General features: G+C 69.7%; 20 protein-coding genes and 1 tRNA gene. 10 read left to right on the plus strand and 11 right to left on the minus strand.

Annotated elements, in window-relative coordinates:
• The first annotated feature begins 24 nt into the window (after positions 1-24).
• A complete protein-coding gene (locus tag JNB50_RS08740; protein WP_208039746.1) occupies positions 25-612 on the plus strand; it encodes a TetR/AcrR family transcriptional regulator in 588 nt (195 codons plus the stop codon).
• Here JNB50_RS08740 and JNB50_RS08745 read toward each other — a convergent pair.
• Positions 590-733, minus strand: a complete 144-nt coding sequence (locus JNB50_RS08745; protein ID WP_208039747.1) for a hypothetical protein — start codon at positions 731-733, stop codon at positions 590-592. The two genes, JNB50_RS08740 and JNB50_RS08745, sit on opposite strands and share 23 nt — an antisense overlap.
• A gap of 37 nt (positions 734-770) precedes the next feature.
• Complete coding sequence (locus JNB50_RS08750) at positions 771-1874, minus strand: calcium:proton antiporter (RefSeq protein WP_208039748.1); 1104 nt, start codon at positions 1872-1874, stop codon at positions 771-773.
• A gap of 81 nt (positions 1875-1955) precedes the next feature.
• Between JNB50_RS08750 and JNB50_RS08755 the strand changes: the two genes are divergently transcribed.
• Positions 1956-2576 (plus strand): DUF4232 domain-containing protein, encoded by a 621-nt coding sequence (locus tag JNB50_RS08755; RefSeq protein ID WP_208039749.1) that lies wholly within the window; start codon positions 1956-1958, stop codon positions 2574-2576.
• Positions 2577-2618: 42 nt separating this feature from the next.
• Positions 2619-3896 carry a chloride channel protein gene (locus JNB50_RS08760; protein ID WP_307794657.1) on the plus strand — a complete coding sequence of 426 codons (1278 nt, stop codon included), beginning with the start codon at positions 2619-2621 and terminating at the stop codon, positions 3894-3896.
• Between the two features lie 16 nt (positions 3897-3912).
• Here the strand turns inward: JNB50_RS08760 and JNB50_RS08765 are convergent, their stop codons facing one another.
• Positions 3913-4623 carry a hypothetical protein gene (locus JNB50_RS08765; RefSeq protein WP_208039750.1) on the minus strand — a complete coding sequence of 237 codons (711 nt, stop codon included), beginning with the start codon at positions 4621-4623 and terminating at the stop codon, positions 3913-3915.
• 149 nt (positions 4624-4772) lie between these two features.
• Here JNB50_RS08765 and JNB50_RS08770 point away from each other — a divergent pair, with 149 nt between their 5' ends.
• The 3 genes from JNB50_RS08770 (at position 4773) to JNB50_RS08780 (ending at position 7576) form a co-directional block, all read left to right on the plus strand.
• A complete protein-coding gene (locus tag JNB50_RS08770; RefSeq protein ID WP_208039751.1) occupies positions 4773-5381 on the plus strand; it encodes an SRPBCC family protein in 609 nt (202 codons plus the stop codon).
• Positions 5382-5411: 30 nt separating this feature from the next.
• Positions 5412-6083 carry a DUF4166 domain-containing protein gene (locus tag JNB50_RS08775; protein WP_208039752.1) on the plus strand — a complete coding sequence of 224 codons (672 nt, stop codon included), beginning with the start codon at positions 5412-5414 and terminating at the stop codon, positions 6081-6083.
• 140 nt (positions 6084-6223) lie between these two features.
• Positions 6224-7576: a S1C family serine protease gene (locus JNB50_RS08780; RefSeq protein ID WP_208039753.1), complete on the plus strand. Its 1353-nt coding sequence runs from the start codon at positions 6224-6226 to the stop codon at positions 7574-7576.
• A 233-nt stretch (positions 7577-7809) separates the two neighbouring features.
• Here the strand turns inward: JNB50_RS08780 and JNB50_RS08785 are convergent, their stop codons facing one another.
• Both JNB50_RS08785 and JNB50_RS08790 read right to left on the minus strand, forming a co-directional pair.
• Complete coding sequence (locus tag JNB50_RS08785; protein ID WP_208039754.1) at positions 7810-8868, minus strand: hypothetical protein; 1059 nt, start codon at positions 8866-8868, stop codon at positions 7810-7812.
• Positions 8868-9224: a PadR family transcriptional regulator gene (locus JNB50_RS08790; RefSeq protein ID WP_208039755.1), complete on the minus strand. Its 357-nt coding sequence runs from the start codon at positions 9222-9224 to the stop codon at positions 8868-8870. Before JNB50_RS08790 ends, JNB50_RS08785 begins: the two co-directional genes overlap by 1 nt.
• A 175-nt stretch (positions 9225-9399) precedes the next feature.
• Here JNB50_RS08790 and JNB50_RS08795 point away from each other — a divergent pair, with 175 nt between their 5' ends.
• Entirely contained in the window at positions 9400-9747 is a 348-nt protein-coding gene (locus tag JNB50_RS08795; RefSeq protein WP_243768254.1) for a DUF4190 domain-containing protein, read from the plus strand.
• Between the two features lie 39 nt (positions 9748-9786).
• On the opposite strand, the gene JNB50_RS08800 is transcribed toward JNB50_RS08795, so the two are convergent.
• Both JNB50_RS08800 and JNB50_RS08805 read right to left on the minus strand, forming a co-directional pair.
• Positions 9787-10245, minus strand: a complete 459-nt coding sequence (locus JNB50_RS08800) for a hypothetical protein (protein WP_208039756.1) — start codon at positions 10243-10245, stop codon at positions 9787-9789.
• Positions 10246-10425: 180 nt separating this feature from the next.
• A tRNA-Lys gene (locus JNB50_RS08805) sits at positions 10426-10498 on the minus strand.
• A 57-nt stretch (positions 10499-10555) separates the two neighbouring features.
• Here JNB50_RS08805 and JNB50_RS08810 point away from each other — a divergent pair.
• From JNB50_RS08810 to JNB50_RS08820, 3 genes are all read left to right on the plus strand, one after another.
• Positions 10556-11185: a DNA-directed RNA polymerase subunit beta gene (locus JNB50_RS08810; protein WP_208039757.1), complete on the plus strand. Its 630-nt coding sequence runs from the start codon at positions 10556-10558 to the stop codon at positions 11183-11185.
• Positions 11186-11442: 257 nt separating this feature from the next.
• On the plus strand, positions 11443-12015 hold the full coding sequence (sigK, locus tag JNB50_RS08815; protein WP_208039758.1) for an ECF RNA polymerase sigma factor SigK: 573 nt from the start codon (positions 11443-11445) through the stop codon (positions 12013-12015).
• Positions 12012-12788, plus strand: a complete 777-nt coding sequence (locus JNB50_RS08820) for an anti-sigma factor (RefSeq protein ID WP_208039759.1) — start codon at positions 12012-12014, stop codon at positions 12786-12788. Before sigK ends, JNB50_RS08820 begins: the two co-directional genes overlap by 4 nt.
• Positions 12789-12891: 103 nt before the next feature.
• On the opposite strand, the gene pstB is transcribed toward JNB50_RS08820, so the two are convergent.
• The 4 genes from pstB to pstS all read right to left on the minus strand — a co-directional run bounded on the left by pstB (position 12892) and on the right by pstS (position 16950).
• Positions 12892-13671: a phosphate ABC transporter ATP-binding protein PstB gene (gene pstB / locus JNB50_RS08825; protein ID WP_208039760.1), complete on the minus strand. Its 780-nt coding sequence runs from the start codon at positions 13669-13671 to the stop codon at positions 12892-12894.
• A gap of 46 nt (positions 13672-13717) precedes the next feature.
• The gene (gene pstA / locus JNB50_RS08830; RefSeq protein WP_208039761.1) at positions 13718-14815 is read right to left on the minus strand and encodes a phosphate ABC transporter permease PstA; all 1098 of its coding nucleotides are present in this window, start codon (positions 14813-14815) and stop codon (positions 13718-13720) included.
• A complete protein-coding gene (gene pstC / locus JNB50_RS08835; RefSeq protein ID WP_208039762.1) occupies positions 14815-15762 on the minus strand; it encodes a phosphate ABC transporter permease subunit PstC in 948 nt (315 codons plus the stop codon). The genes pstA and pstC overlap by 1 nt, the downstream gene beginning before the upstream one ends.
• A gap of 93 nt (positions 15763-15855) precedes the next feature.
• Positions 15856-16950 (minus strand): phosphate ABC transporter substrate-binding protein PstS, encoded by a 1095-nt coding sequence (gene pstS, locus JNB50_RS08840; protein ID WP_208039763.1) that lies wholly within the window; start codon positions 16948-16950, stop codon positions 15856-15858.
• Between the last annotated feature and the right edge of the window lie 198 nt (positions 16951-17148).

Genomic DNA, 17148 nt, shown 5'->3' on the forward strand with positions numbered 1-17148 from the left:
AAGCGTGCCCCTAGAATCGTCTGCATGACGTCGACCATCCCCGCCCGCCCCCGACCCAGGGAGCGCGTGCTCGACGCCGCGGCGCGACTCTTCATCCGCGAGGGCGTCAACGCCGTCGGAGTCGACCGACTCGCGCAGGAGGCCCAGGTCTCCAAGCGTTCCATCTACCAGCACTTCGCGAGTAAAGACGCGATCGTGGCCGACATGCTCCGCGAATACGGTCCGCGCGTGGTCGCGGGGTACTTCTGCGCGGAGGACGACGGGCGCTCACCGCGCGAACGGGTGCTGCACGTCTACGACGCCCTCCATAGCGCGGCGGAGGCCGGGGACTTCTTCGGTTGCCCGTTCGTCAACGTCGCCACCGAGCTGCGCGATCGCAACCATCCGGCGGCCGTGGTCGCGCAGCACTTCAAGGGGGAGCTGACGGCGTACTTCCAGCGCCAGGCGGAGGCGGCGGGTGCGAGGTCGCCGCACGTGCTCGCCGTGCAGCTGACCCTCCTGTTCGACGGCGCGTCGGCGAGTGCGGCGATGTGCGGGGGGACCCCGCTCGCCGCACGTCTCGCGGCGGAGCAGCTCTGGGATGCGGCGGTCAGCGCCGGCCGGAGCGCTTGATAGTCTCCTCCATCGCGGGATCCGCCTCGTGGAGGATGTCCCGCAGTTCGCCGAGGACCTGCTGCTGCCACAGCGGCAGCCCGTTCAGGTACGCATCCACCCGCGGGTCGCGCTCGCTCATGGCGTCACCCTACGCCGTCGGCGTGAGGGCCGTGACGTCACGGCGCGATCGACAGGAAGATGAACGCCGCGAAGATGATGAGGTGGATGCCGCCCTTGATGCGGGCCGCCTGGCCGGGCATGATCGTCAGGATGCTGATGACGACCGTCAGCATCAGCAGCACGATCTGGCTGGAGCCGAGACCCAGGTGCAGCGGACCGGGGAGCCAGATCGACGCGACCGCGATCGCGGGGATGGTGAGTCCGATGCTCGCGATCGCCGAGCCCAGGGCGAGGTTCAGGCTGGTCTGCATGCGGTTGCGCCGCGCTGCCTTCGATGCGGCGATGCCCTCCGGCAGTAGCACCAGGAGTGCGATGATCACACCCACGAACGACTGCGGGAGGCCGATCCCGGTCACGGCGCGCTCGATCGGAGTCGACTCCAGCTTGGCGAGCCCCACGACCGCGACGAGCGCGACGAGGAGCAGGCCGACGCTGATGAGCGCGGTGCGGTTCGAGGGGGCGTCCGCGTGGGTCTCCTCGTCGTCGGAGAGGGGCTTGCCTTTGGGCGACACCGGCAGGAAGAAGTCGCGGTGCGCGAAGGTCTGCGTGAAGACGAACATCCCGTAGAGCAGCACGGAGGCGATCGCCGCGAACGTGAGCTGGCTGGGCGAGAACTCGGGGCCGGGCGTCGCCTCGGTGAAGGTCGGGAGCACCATCGTGAGCGTCGCCATCGCGGTCACCGTCCCGAGCGCCGCTCCGCTGCCCTGCGCGTTGAACGTCGTGGTCTCGCGTCGCGAGGCGCTCAACAGCAGGCTGAGCCCGACGATGCCGTTCATCGTGATCATCACGGCGGAGAAGACCGTGTCGCGTGCCAGCGTCGCGCTGTCCTTGCCCGTCGTCATGAGTGTGACGATCAGGGCCACCTCGATGATCGTCACGGCCACCGCGAGCACGAGCGACCCGAAGGGCTCGCCGACCCGGTGCGCCACGACCTCCGCGTGCTGCACCGCCGCCAGCACCGTTCCCGCCAGGACGACGGCGATCAGGGCGACAGCCAGCGGCTGGAGCTCGACCGTCCAGAAAGCGACGAGCACGACGATGCCGACGATCGGGACGAAGACCGTCCACCAACGGGCGAGCCACTGACCGAACGCTTTCATGCGTCCATACTGTCAGGACGACTGCCGCGAGGGCGGCGCGCCGTCCTGCGACCACCGGCTTCGGCGTGCTGACAATAGAGCATGTCCGCGACCTCCAGCGCCGCCCTCGCACGTGCCGTCGTCACACTCGCGCTGTCGGCGGCCGTCGTGTTCGGCATCGCGGGCTGCACGGCAGCGGGCGGCCCGTCCACGTCGCCGAGCTCGTCGGAATCGCCGACGGACACCGGGTCCGCGTCGCCGCGGCCGACCGGGACCAGCACCGCGCAGCCCGTCGAAGGGCAGTGCGCGACGTCCAGCCTGAAAGGCACCATCGGACAGGGGGGAGGCGGGGCCGCCGGCAGCGTGGAGGTCACCCTGGTTCTCACCAATCACGGCTCGGCCCAGTGCTCGCTGCAGGGCTGGCCCGGTGTCTCCTTCGTCGGGGGCGGCAACGGCACCCAGCTCGGCAAGCCGGCCGACTTCGACAGGAGCACCCCGCACGCGACGGTCGTCCTCCGGCCCGGCGGCACCGCACAGGCGGCGCTGAAGATCGTCCAGGCGATGAACTACCCGGAGGGGGACTGCAAGCCGCAGAAGGCCGACGGGTTCCGCGTCTATCCGCCCGGCTCCACCGAGTCGCTGTTCGTGAGGGACGACACGGTCACGGCGTGCACGACCACGACCGTCACGCTGCTCACCGTCGGCGCCCTGGCCGCGCCGTGACGCGCCGTGACGCGCCGCCACGGCGGACGATAGCCTGATTCCGTGCCCACCGCCCGCCGCCAGCCCGGACCGACCACACCCGGCTGGCTGATCCGGCTCGTCGTCGTGACCGCCCTCGTCGGCGTGGGCGCGGGCATCGGCGGCGGGCTCGTCTACCTGGGCCTGCACAGCATCCAGCATCTGGCGTTCGGCTACTCGGAGGGCAGCTTCCTCGAGGGCTTGCTCGAGGCCCCTCCGGTGAACCGCGTCGTGGCGCTCGTGGTGGCCGGTATCGTCGGCGCCGTCGGCTGGTACTTCCTGCGCGCGTGGGGCCGCCGCAGGGCCGACCACGCCGTGGTGTCGGTGGAGGCCGCGGTCGGCGGCAAGCGGATGCCCGGAGTGGTGACCCTCCTGAACGCGGCCCTCCAGGTCGTCATCGTCGGGCTCGGCGCCTCGATCGGCCGGGAGGTCGCACCGCGGGAGATCGCGGCGTGGTGGGCGTCGTGGCTGGCCGACCGCGCGGGCGTGAGCGCCAGGGAGCGGCGCATCCTGGTCGCGTGCGGCGCGGGCGCCGGCCTCGCGGCGGTCTACAACGTCCCCTTCGGCGGTGCGGTCTTCGCTGTCGAGATCCTGCTGGCCGAGATCAGTTTCGCCACGGTTCTCCCCGCCCTCGCCACCTCCGCGATCGCGGCGCTGGTGGCGCGCATCGTGGTGCCGGCCAACCCGCTCTACGTCGTCGAGCAGGTGCCGCTGCACCCGCAGATCGTGGTCTGGGCGATCCTGGCCGGCCCGATCATCGGCTTCGCCGCCGTCGGCTTCGTCCGACTGACGCGCCTGGCCCAGACCCATCGGCCGAAATCGTGGGGCATCCTGGTCGTGATGCCGCTGGTGTTCGCAGCAGTCGGGGTCGCCTCCCTCTGGCTGCCGGCGATCCTGGGCAACGGCCGTTCGCTCGGCCAGCTCGCCTTCACGGCGTCGCTGCCGGTCGTCGTCATCCTCGGGATCACGCTGGTGAAGACCGCTGCCACCGTCGGGACCATCGGAGCCGGAGCCGCGGGCGGAACGCTCACTCCATCGCTCGCGATCGGCGCCGGACTGGGCCTGACGCTCGGCGGCGTCTGGCAGCTGGCCTGGCCGGGCGAACCCCTCGCGGCCTTCGCCCTGCTCGGGTCGGCGGCATTTCTGGCGGTGACCATGCGCGCACCGCTCACGGCACTGCTCCTGGTGATGGAGTTCACGAACCAGGGGCCCGAGCTGCTCGCCCCGATCATGCTGTGCGTGGCGGGCGCGGTCGCGGTGGGCTACGTGCTCGAGCGCGGCCGGGTCACCGGCGTCGCCTGAGCGGCGACGCGGCCGATCAGTCGCAGACGTCGATGATGCTGTTGTATGTCGAGGTCTGGATGGTGTTGACCGTTACGCCGGAGCCGTCCGGTGTCGGCCGCACGTTGAAGACGAGGTAGCGACCGCCTTGCGGGCCGAGGAAGTACGTTCGGGAGCCGCTGGACTCGTCGTACCTGGAGCTGCCCTTCTTCACGTTCGGGTAGGCGGCCAGGAGCGCCGCCTCCGTGGACCCCACCCGGATGCCCGCGGTGGTCGCCGGGGATCCCGGCTGCACGGCGTCGGGGGAGGTGCGCGCGAAGACCATGCCGAGTGTGAGCGTGGGATCGGCCACGTCGGTGCCCCTGCTTTCCGCCTGCAGGAAGGAGACGCTCAGCTGGTTGTCCGGTTCGCCGTCGACGGGTGTCGTGGAGGAGAACCCGGGCGGGCAGTCGACGGTATCCTGCTGGCGTACGAGCCCCGCCGCCTGCCCGAAGGATGCGATCGGCTGCCCGACGCGGACCCCGGCGAGCGTGTCGAAGTCGATGATCCAGGAGCCCTGGTCGGTCGGGACGTTGCCGGCGGTCGCGGTCGGTGTCGGCGCGGAGGTCGCTGTCGCGGTGGCCGTCGGCACGGAGCTCGCGGTCGCGGTGGCCGTCGGGCCGGCCTGCGGCGACGCGCAACCTGCGAGCGCGATGACGGCGAGGGCGGTGGCGGCGGCGAGCGTGGTGACGCGGCTTCGTCGGTGCATGTGATCCCCCGGTTCGTGACGACTGGTGTGGTCAGACTAGCGGCCCGCGCGGAATCGACACGCAGGGTGCCGTGTCGACCCGCCGGCCTGCCGCCTGTCCTCCGATCGGGGGCGTGCGTGGCCCGGCGGATGTTGGCCAGGATGAGGGGATGCGGACAGGTCGGGTGTACGTCGAGATCGACATCGCCTGCGCCGTCGACGACCTCTGGGCGCTGACGCAGGACCCGGCGCTGCACGCGCGCTGGGACCTGCGGTTCAGTTCGATCGTGCCCACCGACCGGCTGGCGAGCGGCGGGTACCGGTTCCGGTACGAGCGGAGGATCCCGCTGCACACGATCGCGGGCACCGGCACCTCCCTCGGCGAGCGCACCCGGCCGGACGGCACGCGCACCTCGGCGCTCCGGTTCACGACCGGCGACCGGCTCTCCCCGCTGGGTGAAGGACGGGGCTATTGGCGATACCTTCCGACCGAATCGGGCACCACCTTCATCACCGGCTACGACTACGTGCCCGGGTGGGGGAGGTTCCTCGACGCACTGGTCTCCCGCCCGCTGATCGGGTGGATGACGGCGTGGAGCTTCGACCGGCTGCGGATCTGGGCGGAGACCGGCACGCCGCCGGAGGAGTGGCCGCTCCGGTCGGTGCTGCAGTTCTGGCGACGGGATCGGCCGCGCGCTTCCCGGTGTCTGCGCGTCCCGCGCTACGCTCGCGGGGCGGACCGCGAGCCCGCGACCCTGGCCACCTTGGAGGCGCCGTGACGCTGGAGGTACCGTGACCCTGGAGGCGCCGTGACCTCGATCTTCGCCCGGGCGCTGGGGGAGGACTTCGCCCGGCTGTCGCCGATGATGCAGAAGCGGTTCGGTGTGGGGCTGGATGCCGGCTACGCGTGCGTCGGCACCGGCGTCATGTCGCGCATCCGCCGCGGCCCGTGGTGGGTCGTCCCGTTCCTCCAGCTCGGACGGCTCCGCAACATCCTGATCGCCGACGTCGGTGAGAACGTGCCGTTCACGATCGAGAACTTCCCGTATCGGGATCCGCTCGGACGCGAGACCGTCACGTTCGTGCGGGAGTACCGGGTGCGACGTCGGCCCAGCCGTTTCGACGCGACCATGATCCTCCACGACGGACGCGTCGTCGACTACCTCGGAACGCATCAGCATCTGGCGGTCGATCTCGACTTGAGTGTCGGGGACGACGGGTCGCTGCACCTCGTCTCGGGAGCGCAGCGGTTCTACGAGGGCACGCTGGTCGGGTTCCGGTTCCCGATGCTGTTCAGCGGTCGGGCGCGCCTGCACGAATGGTTCGACGAGGACGACGGCGTGTACCGGATCCGGATGGAGGTGCACAACGCGGTGTTCGGCTTCCTGTTCGGGTACGAGGGCGAGTTCCGGTGCGAGTTCCCCGAGGCGACCGAAGCCCCGGAGCGGCTGAAGCCCGTCCGCCACGAGAGCCGCGTCTGACCACCCGGATCGCCCGGCGGGATAGCCTCACAGCGGACTCTGGGTTTCTCCCGGTCAGGACATAGGTCGTCCATGAGGGTCTCTCACTCGGCTGCGGTGTGCTGTGGCGATCACGCGACACAGCTGAGAGGACGAGAGCCATGGACACCGTCGACGGGGTTCCCACGGGTACGAACGACGAGGGCGCGCAGCCGCCCGCCGATGCGCGGCTGAACGCCGCTGCGCAGCCGGACCGGCGCAGGCATCGGAGCCGGCGGGTGATCGTGCTGTCGACGGCGGTCGCCGCGACGGCCGCAGTCGGGGCGGCTTTCGGGCTCGCAGCGGGCGGTGCGGCCAACGCCGCCGGAGCATCGACGTCGACCGCGTCGTCGGCGAGCATCCACGCCGTTTTCGGGCGGAGCAGCTCCGGGTATGGGTACGGCTCGGGAGGCTACGGATACGGATACGGTTCCGGCAGCGGCGGCTCCAGTTCGTCCTCCGCCTCCTCCGGGTCCTCCGCCCTGGCGAGCGCGACGGCCGCTCAGGAGGTCGGCGTCGTCGACATCACCTCCCAGCTGACCTACGACCAGGCGGAGAGCGCGGGCACCGGCCTCGTCCTGACCTCGAACGGCGAGATCCTGACCAACAACCACGTGGTCGAGGGGGCGACCAGCATCAGCGTCACGGTCGTCGCGACCGGCGCGCAGTACACGGCGACGGTCGTGGGCACCGACGCGACGGACGACATCGCCGTCCTCCAACTCGGCAACGCCTCCGGTCTCAGCACCGCCACCCTCGACACCGCGTCGGATGCGTCGGTCGGCGAGGCGGTCACCGGCGTCGGCAACGCCGGCGGAACGGGAGGGACGCCGTCCGCGTCACCGGGCACGATCACGGCGCTCGACCAGACCATCACGACGCAGGCCGAGCAGACCGCCGCCTCGGAGACCTTGAACGGCCTCATCGAGACCGACGCCGACATCCAGGCCGGCGACTCCGGGGGTCCGCTGTTCAACTCCGCGGACCAGGTGATCGGCATCGACACCGCCGCAGAGCAGGGCGGTGCGATCGCCGGCTACGCCATCCCGATCGAGCCCGCGCTGACCATCGCCGGCCAGATCGAGTCGGGCCGGTCGTCATCGACCGTGACCATCGGCTACCCCGCATTCCTCGGCGTGGAGGTCGATTCCGCGGCTGGTGCGAGCTCGGGTTCGGGCGACGGTTCCGCCTTCGGCGGCTTCGGTTCCGGATCCTCGACCGGCGACACCGCGGGAGCCGCGACCTCCGGTGCGACGATCGCCGGCGTCATCGACGGGAGCCCCGCCGCGGCCGCGGGCCTGACCACCGGCGACACCATCACCGCAGTAAACGGCACCGCGATCGACTCGGCGTCGGCCCTCACGGCCGCGCTCGGCGCCCACGCCCCCGGCGACAGCGTCAGCGTCACCTGGACGGACGCCTCCGGCGCCTCCCACACCGCGACCGTAACGCTGGCCCAGGGCCCCGCCGCCTGACCCCCCCCTTTTCCACCCCCACCCCCCGCCCCTCCGGCAGGAGATGTCCCCTGGGGCGCCCCGCAAACTCCTGTTTTAGCGCTGAGACAGGGGAATGGGACGCCGTTTTCCTTCCGACCGCTAGGCAGACTGCGCCGTCAGGAGCCGCATCAGATCGGTGACGTCGATCGAGACCGTCCGCGGCAGCTCGATCGCCGCAGGGTCGATGCCGACCGGCGCCGCCTCCGATGCCGTCATGGCGCCGGAGTCGGCGTCGGGAGCGGAGTGGGCGGCGCCGTCGGCGTCGGCGCCCCCGTCGGTGCCGGTGTGGGCCCTGTCGTCGCCTGCCGGTACGCACTCAGCGGCGAGGTCAACTGAAACGGGAGCGGCACCGCCTGGGCCTTGCCCGTCTCGACCTGTCCGGATTCCGACATCGGCGCCTCGCGCAGCGGGAACACGTTCCAGACGTAGTTGCCGCCTGCCTTCGCGAACGGGATCCGCACGCGGTTCGGGTCTCCGGTGTACTCGGAGTCGCTCCCGATGGCGGACCGCCCGACGGTGACGAGAGGCTCACCATCCTGGTCGAAGAGCTGGACGTGCTCGAGCGGCTTCCCCTCCGCGTCGTAGCCGAAGATGTTGGTGACCGGCTGGCCGTCCTGGGTGAGTCCGACGGGTGCCGGCTCGGAGTAGACCTGCGTCCCGGAGTACGCGTTGGCGGCGGCGTTCAGTGCGGCGGTGGCGAGGAACGGCGCCGCGACGACGGCCACGACGGACATCAGGACCCGTACGCCTTTCAGCCAGCCCATCGGCAACCACCGACCGCGTCCCCACTGGACGCTGACCAGCATGATCACGATCAGCACCACCCAGCCGGGAAGGCTGTCCGGGAGCAGACGCGATTGGCGCACGACGAGCATCCATCCGAGGAAGAAGACCGCCCAACCGCGGAACAGCCACCACACTGGCCGTAGCGCGAGCAGCAGGTCGGTCAGCCACGCGCCGAACCTGCTCGACCGCGCGAGCTCCGACGTCCGCGTCCTGGCGTGCGCGACGAAGTCGGTGAGGCGGCTTCGCAGCGAGGCGGCCGACGCCGCCGACCGCTCGGGTAGGCCGGCGGAGGCCCGCAGCTCGGCCGCGTACTGCGCGGCATCCGACTCGGCGAGCCGCCCGCCGTTGTCCTCGGCCTGCTCGAAGAGGTCGGACTCCAGGCCGTCGGTGAGGTCTTCGACCTCGTCGGACGGCAGGTCGTCGAGGTGGGCGCGAACGGCGGCGGCGAAGGCCGCGACATCGTCCCGCAGGGTGGTCGTGGTCATCAGCGGTCTCCGATCGAGTGGACGGCGGTCAGGGTCTGGGGTTCGTCGAGCAGGGCGGACATCGCGGCCGAGAACGACGTCCACGTCTCTCGCTGGCTGGCGAGCATCTCGCGGCCTGCGGAGCTGATGGCGTAGTACTTGCGGTTGGGTCCGCCCTCGGACGGCGCCATGTAGCTGGAGACGGCACCCGCGGTGTACAGCCGTCGCAGGGTGCCGTAGACGGAGGCGTCGCCGACATCGCCGAGCCCGGCCTCCCGGAGCCGGCGCACGATGTCGTACCCGTAGCCGTCTTCGTGCTGGACCACGGCCAGAACGGCCACGTCGAGCACCCCCTTGAGCAATTGCGTCGTATCCACGCGACCTCCCACTGTGTCGCGTCACACGGTACCACGGAATACGTTGTAGTGCGCGATGGAGGGTAGTGCGGCGTGTCCCGGATCGTCGACACGATCGATCCGGGCGGGGGAGACGGCGTAGCGGGGACTACAGTCGTGTCGGCCGCCCACGATGCCGCGGCCGACAGGAGGCGACATGGACGACCCCGAACAGCCCGCGTACCAGCAGCCGATCCAGCCGATCCAGCCCGGCCAACCCGGCCAGCCGATCCAGCCGATTCCGACCGCGCCGCCGGCTCTTCCGCCGCAGGCTCAACGGCTTCCGTTCAGTCAGCCGGCGATCTGGGGCTTCGTGATCTCGTGCGTGAGCCTCTTCGTGTTCGGCTTCATCGGAGCGCTCGGTGCTGCGATCGCCGGACGCGGCTACCGTGCAGCGCGGCTCGGCCAGGCCCGCGGCGGCGGGCTGGCGATCGCGGGGATGATCATCGGCGCGATCGGATTCGTGCTCTACGCCGTCATCTTCATCCGGTCGCACCTGGGCTGAGTGTCGAATCCTCCACGAGCGTGCGATCGTCGAGCGGCATCACTGACGCGGTTCGTCGTTCGGGTCGTCCGCGAACCAGCCGAAGGCGGCTTCGGGTTCGCGTGTGACCCGCACGACGAGTTCCAGGTGCGCGGCACGAATCCTGTCGAAGGCGCGGGCGGCGCGCTCGTTCGTGGCCGGCTCGTCTGACCGCACCCGCACCTTCCGGTCGCGTTCGTCGTAGTACTCGACTTCTAAAGCGTGACCCACCTCGACGGACAGCGCCTCCGCGAGGCGACGGCCTTCCGCGGCGTGGTACTTCTCATCTTCTCGCGACCGCCACACGAGGTCGTTGCCCATCGCCTCGTAGTAATGGTTCTCCCACGCCTCCATGTCGTGCCGGAGGGTATCGCTGATGCAGGACTCGCGGTAGGAGACGGTTCCGATGATGAACCACATCACACTCTCGGCGTAGTCGGGAAAGACGCGGATCACCGAGTAGTCGTCATCGCTTGCCACGATCGGAGCTTAGGACGCCGGCGCGGAGCCGCGACAACTACGCCGTACGACCGTGATGCCGTTGGAGACGCATTGAGCCGCCTTGGCTCTCCAGAAGTTGTGGGCAAAGTGTGGGCAAATCCCGAAATCGGCGAGCCGGATCCGGCCGCCGGTGGGCTTGAATCCCTTTGACACACTGAGTGGGCCCCGTGGGGCTCGAACCCACGACCCGCGGATTAAAAGTCCGATGCTCTACCGACTGAGCTAGAGGCCCTCGCCCTCTAATCTAGCGTGGATTCCGTGCCTTCCCGTGCCGGGGCAGAATGGGAGGATGTCTGACCGCTTTCACAAGCCGACACTGTTTCCCGGGGGGATGTTCGAGGCGTTCCTCGGTGGGGATGATCCGGCGCAGATCAGCAAGGTCGCCCACGAGACCGCGCAGGCGCTGCTCGCGCGGGTGCGGGAGGATCCCGACCCAGAGATCGTGGATCGGCTGGTGGCCTACACGGACGAGCACGGCATCGACGCGATCGCCGAGTTGTGGTCGCGGTCGAACGCCAAAAGCCTGCCGGGGGCGCTCTGGCGCATCTACCTGCTGCGGCTGCTGATCCGGCAGGACGCCGACGGCACCGCCCTGCTCTACCAGCGCGGCACCGAGGTCATCGCGTCCATCGACCCTGTGGTCGCCGGGGCGCCGACGCCGGCCGGGCCGGGGGAGGTCACCGAGCTCGCCGACCGGATCCTCCGCGGGGTGTTCGAGGGGGATTTCGCCGTCGCTCTCGACCGGGCCGCCGCGTTCTGCCGGGTGACCGCCGCCGGCTGCCTTTCCATCGCCGACGATCGCGACCCGCTCGACCCGGAGCGCGCGAGCGAGCTCACCACGCGCGCGCTGCGCTTCACCCGCACCGCGGAGGAATTGACGGCGTGCGCGCGGCTCTGGCGCAGCGACTCGCTCGACTGAGGCCGTATTCCCCGTTCGCGTTCTCGCGCCGCGAACGCCACGCCGTGAACGCACCCCTCGCCTCCTGTACTATGGACGAAGCCGGACCGCAGTAACCCCGGGCTCCAATACTTGCCGCTTCGAGCGGCCTCGCGCCGAGAGGCGTTCTGCGGTCCGGCTCTTTCGTGCCCGGAGACACGAGACTCCGCGAAGAGTGGTCTACTGTCGAATTCGACAGCGCCCGACACCAACGCAGCACCGGAGCGGAGAAACAGCACGTGGACGACACCTCGGGCGACGGCTCGCCACCCGACCTCGATGCGCTTCTGCTCGCGACGGCGCGTGGCGATCAGCGTGCGTTCTCGGACTTCTACGACCGGACCGCCCCTCGGGTGCTCGGCCTGGTGCGCCGGCTCGTGATCGACGCGGCGCAGTCGGAGGAGGTCACGCAGGAGGTCTTCCTCGAAGCGTGGCAATCCGCGGCGCGGTTCGATCCGAATAAGGGACGAGCACTCACCTGGATCCTCACGATGGCCCACCGGCGAGCGGTCGACCGCATCCGGGCGTCCCAGTCCGCCCACGATCGGGATACCGCCATCGGCATCCGCGACCTGCCGACGGATTTCGACGTGGTGGCCGAAACGGTCGAGGTGCGGGTGGAACACGAGAGGGTGGAGGTGGCCATGACGAGACTGAGCGACGCGCAACGGCAGGCCATCGGCCTCGCGTACTACGGAGGCTTGAGCCAGAGCGAGATCGCGGCCGAGCTCGGCATCCCCCTCGGCACAGCCAAAACCCGGTTGCGGGATGCGATGATACGGCTGCGAGACGAGCTGGGGGTGACCCGATGACCGACGACGACCGTGGAATCGTCGACCCCGAACGCCTCGGCGCGCGCCTCGGCGCCCGGAACGAGCAGGAGGCCCGCGAGTTCGAAGAGGTCGCAGCCCAGCTCGCGGCCGCCGCAGAGCCCGTGCAGCCGTCAACCGAGCTGAAGGCGGCCCTGTTCGCCAAGCTGGCCTCCACCCCGCAACTGCCGGCAGACACCGTTCAGGAGGCCCCTGACCGGCCCCAGGAGGCCGCGCCGGCGCCTGTCGAGCACTCGCCCCAGAGGCCCGCCGAACGTCAGACGTCGGCCGAACGTCGCGCCGACCGCCGCTGGTTCCAGCGCCCCGCTGTTATCCTCGCCGCGGCGGCCGCAGCGGTCGTCCTTTTCGTCGCCGGCACGTTCGTCGGAGTCGGCCTGGTCGGCACCGACACCTACCAGCACGAACAGGCCACGGCTCTCGCCGCGATCAACGCCGCCCCCGACGCGCAGCGCGCGACCTCCCCCGTCAGCGGCGGCGGCACCGCGACCCTGGTGTGGTCCGCTCAGCTGGGCCGGTCCGCCGTGATCGCCACCGACCTCCCGAAGCTCGCGGACGACAAGACGTACGAGCTCTGGTACATCAAAGACGGTGCGGCCACTCCGGCCGGCACCATGGACTCGTCCGGCACCGTCGCCTCCTGGCGGGTGCTCGACGGAGACATGACAGCGGGCGTCACGGTCGGCATGACCGTCGAGCCGGACGGGGGCTCCCCGAAGCCGACGACGCAGCCGATCCTCGCCATCACCCCGGCCTGATCGCCCTGACCCCACCTGATCGCCCTGACCCCACCTGATCGCCCGGATACGACGAGAGGCCCGAGGGACATCCCGCGGGCCTCTCGTCGTACGGAGCGTTCGATCAACCGAAGCGGCCGGAGACGTAGTCCTCGGTGGCCTGGACGGTCGGGTTCGAGAAGATCATGTTGGTGTCGTTGTACTCGATGAGCTTGCCCGGCTTGCCTGTGCCCGCGATGTTGAAGAACGCAGTGCGGTCGGAGACGCGGGAAGCCTGCTGCATGTTGTGGGTGACGATCACGATCGTGTAGTCGTTCTTGAGCTCCTCGATGAGGTCCTCGATCGCCAGGGTGGAGATCGGGTCGAGGGCAGAGCAGGGCTCGTCCATCAGCAGCACATCGGGGGAGACCGCGATGGCGCGCGCGATGCACAGACGCTGCTGCTGGCCGCCCGACAGTCCGGAGCCCGGCAGGTTCAGACGGTCCTTGACCTCGTTCCAGAGGTTGGCGCCCTGCAGCGACTTCTCGACCAGGTCGTCGCTCTCGCTCTTCGACATGCGCCGGTTGTTGAGCTTGACGCCGGCGAGCACGTTGTCGCGGATGCTCATGGTGGGGAACGGGTTGGGGCGCTGGAACACCATCCCGACCTGGCGGCGCACGAGCACGGGGTCGACACCGGTGCCGTACAGGTTGTTGCCGTCGATCAGCACCTCGCCGTCGACGTATGCGCCGGGGATGACCTCGTGCATGCGGTTCAGCGTGCGGAGGAAGGTGGACTTGCCGCAGCCCGACGGCCCGATGAACGCGGTCACGGTGCGGGGCTCGATGGTGAGCGACACACCCTCCACGGCGAGGAACTTGCCGTAGTAGACGTTCAGGTCGTTGACTTCGATGCGCTTGGACACGTTTTTCCTTGTCTGCGTTCTTCGGGTGAGTCGGTGGAGGTCGGGATCAGCGGCCGTACTTGGGGGCGAAGGCCTTGGCGATGATGCGCCCGATCAGGTTCAGCAGCATGACGATGATGATCAGGGTGAGGGCGCCGGTCCACGCGCGGTCGACGGAGGCCTGGGCGTGGAGGCCGGCGGCCTGCGTGTACTGGGTGTACACGAACACCGGGAGGGCCATCATGCGGTCGTTGAACGGGTCGTAGTTCATGCTCGTCGTGAACCCGGCGACGATCAGCAACGGCGCGGTCTCGCCGATCACGCGGGCGATCGCGAGCATCACACCGGTGACGAGTCCGGCGAGCGACGTCGGCAGGACGACCTTCACCACGGTCAGCCACTTCGGAACGCCGAGGGCGAGCGAGGCCTCGCGCAGCTCATTGGGGACGATCCGCAGGATCTCCTCGCTCGAACGCACGACCACCGGGATCATCAGCACCGAGAGCGCGATGGCGCCCATGAAGCCGTTGCGGATGGCCGGGCCGAAGATCAGCGCGAACAGCGCGTACGCGAACAGACCGGCGACGATCGACGGGATGCCCGTCATCACGTCCACGAGGAAGGTGATGGCCCTGGCGAGCGTGCCACGACCGTATTCGACCAGGTAGATGGAGGTCAGCAGGCCGATCGGCACGGAGATGATCGCGGTCAGCGCGGTGATGATCAGCGTGCCGATGATCGCGTGCAGCGCGCCGCCGCCCTCGCCGATCACGTTGCGCATCGACTCGGAGAAGAACGCGACGTCGAAGCGGGCGAGTCCCTGGGCGAGCACGGTCCAGCCCAGCGAGATCAGCGGCAGCAGCGCGATGATGAAGGCGGTGGCCACGAGCGAGGTGACCAGGCGGTCCTTGGCCTTGCGTGCGCCCTCGACCAGAAGCGAGGTCGAATAGATGGCCACGTCGAAGAGCACGGTGCCGAAGAAGACCGCGCCGACGATGTTGAAGCCCTTGGTGGCGCCGCTGGCGGCGAGCATCGCGAAGACGGCGACGAGGATGGCCCAGGAGACGACCAGCATCACCCAGGGGGTCCAGCGCGGCAGCTTGCCCGCGGTGTAGGAGTTGGCGAGCGGACGGGGTGCCGCGGTCGCGGTCGTTGTGGCGGCCATCAGTTCGCTCCAGAGAAGGCCGCACGGCGGCTGACGATGTAACGGGCGAGCATGTTGATCAGGAGGGTCACCACGAACAGCACCAGGCCCGAGGCGATGAGGGCGTTGACGCCGACGCCGGTGGCCTCGGGGAACTGGAGCGCGATGTTCGCGGCGATCGTGTTGGGGCTCTGCGCCTGCAGCACGGCCCACTTGACGATCAGCGCCGGCGACAGCACCATCGCGATCGCCAGGGTCTCGCCGAGGGCGCGGCCGAGGCCGAGCATCATCGCCGAGACGATGCCGCTGCGGGCGAAGGGGAGGACGGCCATGCGGACCATCTCCCACTTGGTCGCGCCGAGAGCGAGCGCGGCCTCCTCGTGGAGGCGGGGAGTCTGCAGGAAGATCTCACGGCAGATCGCCGTCATGATCGGAATGACCATCACCGCGAGCACGATGGCCGCGGTCAGGATGGTGCGGCCGGTGCCGGAGACCGGCGGTGCGAAGAAGGGGATCCAGCCGAGGTACTGGCCGAGCCAGACGTAGAAGGGCTGCACGAACGACGACAGGGTCGCGATGCCCCAGAGGCCGAAGACGACCGAGGGGACCGCCGCGAGCAGGTCGATGATGTAGCCGAGGGTCTGCGCCACGCGCCGGGGGGCGTAGTGAGAGATGAAGAGCGCGATCCCGATCGACAGCGGCGTCGCGATGAGGAGGGCGATGAGGGCAGCCCAGATGGTGCCGAAGACCAGCGGCCACACCCACGACCAGAAGTTGGTCGCGTTGTTGGGCAGCTGGCCTGCGCCGGCGAACAGGGCCGGGATGCTCTGGATGATGAGGAACAGCGCCACGGCGGCGAGGGTGGCGAGGATCAGCGACCCGGCGACGACGGTGCTGGTGGAGAAGACGCGGTCGCCGAGGCGGACCTTCGCCTTCGGCCTGATGGCTCCTGCGGTTCCGGCGGTCATTCGTAGCTTTCTCTCATCGGGTTCCCCGGAGGGTGAGGGTGATGCGCCGCTCGGCCCGGACCGTCGTGCGGTCCAGGCCGAGCGGCCGGGGTGTTACTTGATGCTGGCGACAGCCTTGCTGACCTTGGAGGACAGGTCGCTCGAGAGCGGAGCCGAGCCGGCCTGGTCGGCGGCGGCCTTCTGGGCGTCGCTGCTGATGATGTAGTCGACGTAGCCCTTGACGAGGTCTGCCTTGGCGGCGTCAGTGTACTGCTGGCAGGCGATCACGTACGAGACCAGGACCAGCGGCCAGGCACCCTTGGTGGTGTCCTTGCGGTTGATCTGGATGGCCAGGTCGTTGGTCTCGCGGCCCGAGGCGATCGGCGAGGCGGCGACCACGGCGGCCGCGCCGCTGGCGCTGATCTTCTCGAAGTTGTCGCCCACCTTCAGCTGAGCGATCGAGAGGCCGGCCGAGCCGGACTCGTCGATGTAGGTGATCGAGTTCTTCGCGTTCTTGGTGGCGTCCGCGACACCCGAGGTGCCCTTGGCGGCGTCACCGACCTGGAACGGGAACGTCTGCGAGGCAGGCGCGGTCCACACGGTCGGCGCGTTCGCGGCGAGGTACTCGGTGAAGTTCTGCGTGGTGCCCGAGTCGTCGGAGCGGTGCACGACGGTGATCGGAGCCGACGGGAGCGTCGCGCCCGAGTTCAGCGCCTTGATCTTCGCGTCGTCCCAGGTGGTGATCTTGCCCGAGAAGATGCCGGCGATCGTGTCGGCGTCGAGCTTGAGGTCCTTCACGCCGTCGACGTTGTACGCGATCGCGATCGGGGAGATGTAGACGGGGAGGTCGATGCCCTTGGTGCCCGCGGCGCAGCCCGCGAACGTGCCGGCGAGCTCCTCGGTCTTCAGCGCGGCGTCCGAACCGGCGAAGTCCGCCGCGCCCGCGATGAAGCTCTTGCGGCCGGCGCCGGAGCCCTGCGGGTCGTAGTTGACGGTCGCCTTCGGGTTGGCCTGCTGGAAGCCGGCGATCCAGACGGTCTGGGCGGCGCCCTGGGCGGACGAGCCGATGCCGTTCAGCGTGCCGGACAGGTTCGACGGCTTGGCCGTGGTGGTCGCCGGGGTGCTTCCCTCGTTCGACGCACAAGCGGTGAGGGAGATGGCGGCGGCGGCGAGAAGTGCCACGGGAACGCCAAGACGCTTCAGTTTCACAGTTGTCCCTTCCGGGGATCAGTAACAACAGGACGGGGTCGGTGCGACCCGCGTGAGACGCTATGCCCGGTGTCTGTCCAGAGTCCCCCGCAGTGGTAAACGGAAGGTAAACAAGGGTTGGCTAGCTGGTGCGTCGGCCACTGGCCCTGCGCCACGCGGCGCTGCCGCTGGGGCAGCGGCCCGCTGGGCACTCCGCGT

This window comes from Leifsonia sp. TF02-11, from assembly GCF_017565305.1.
Classification (GTDB): Bacteria; Actinomycetota; Actinomycetes; order Actinomycetales; family Microbacteriaceae; genus Leifsonia.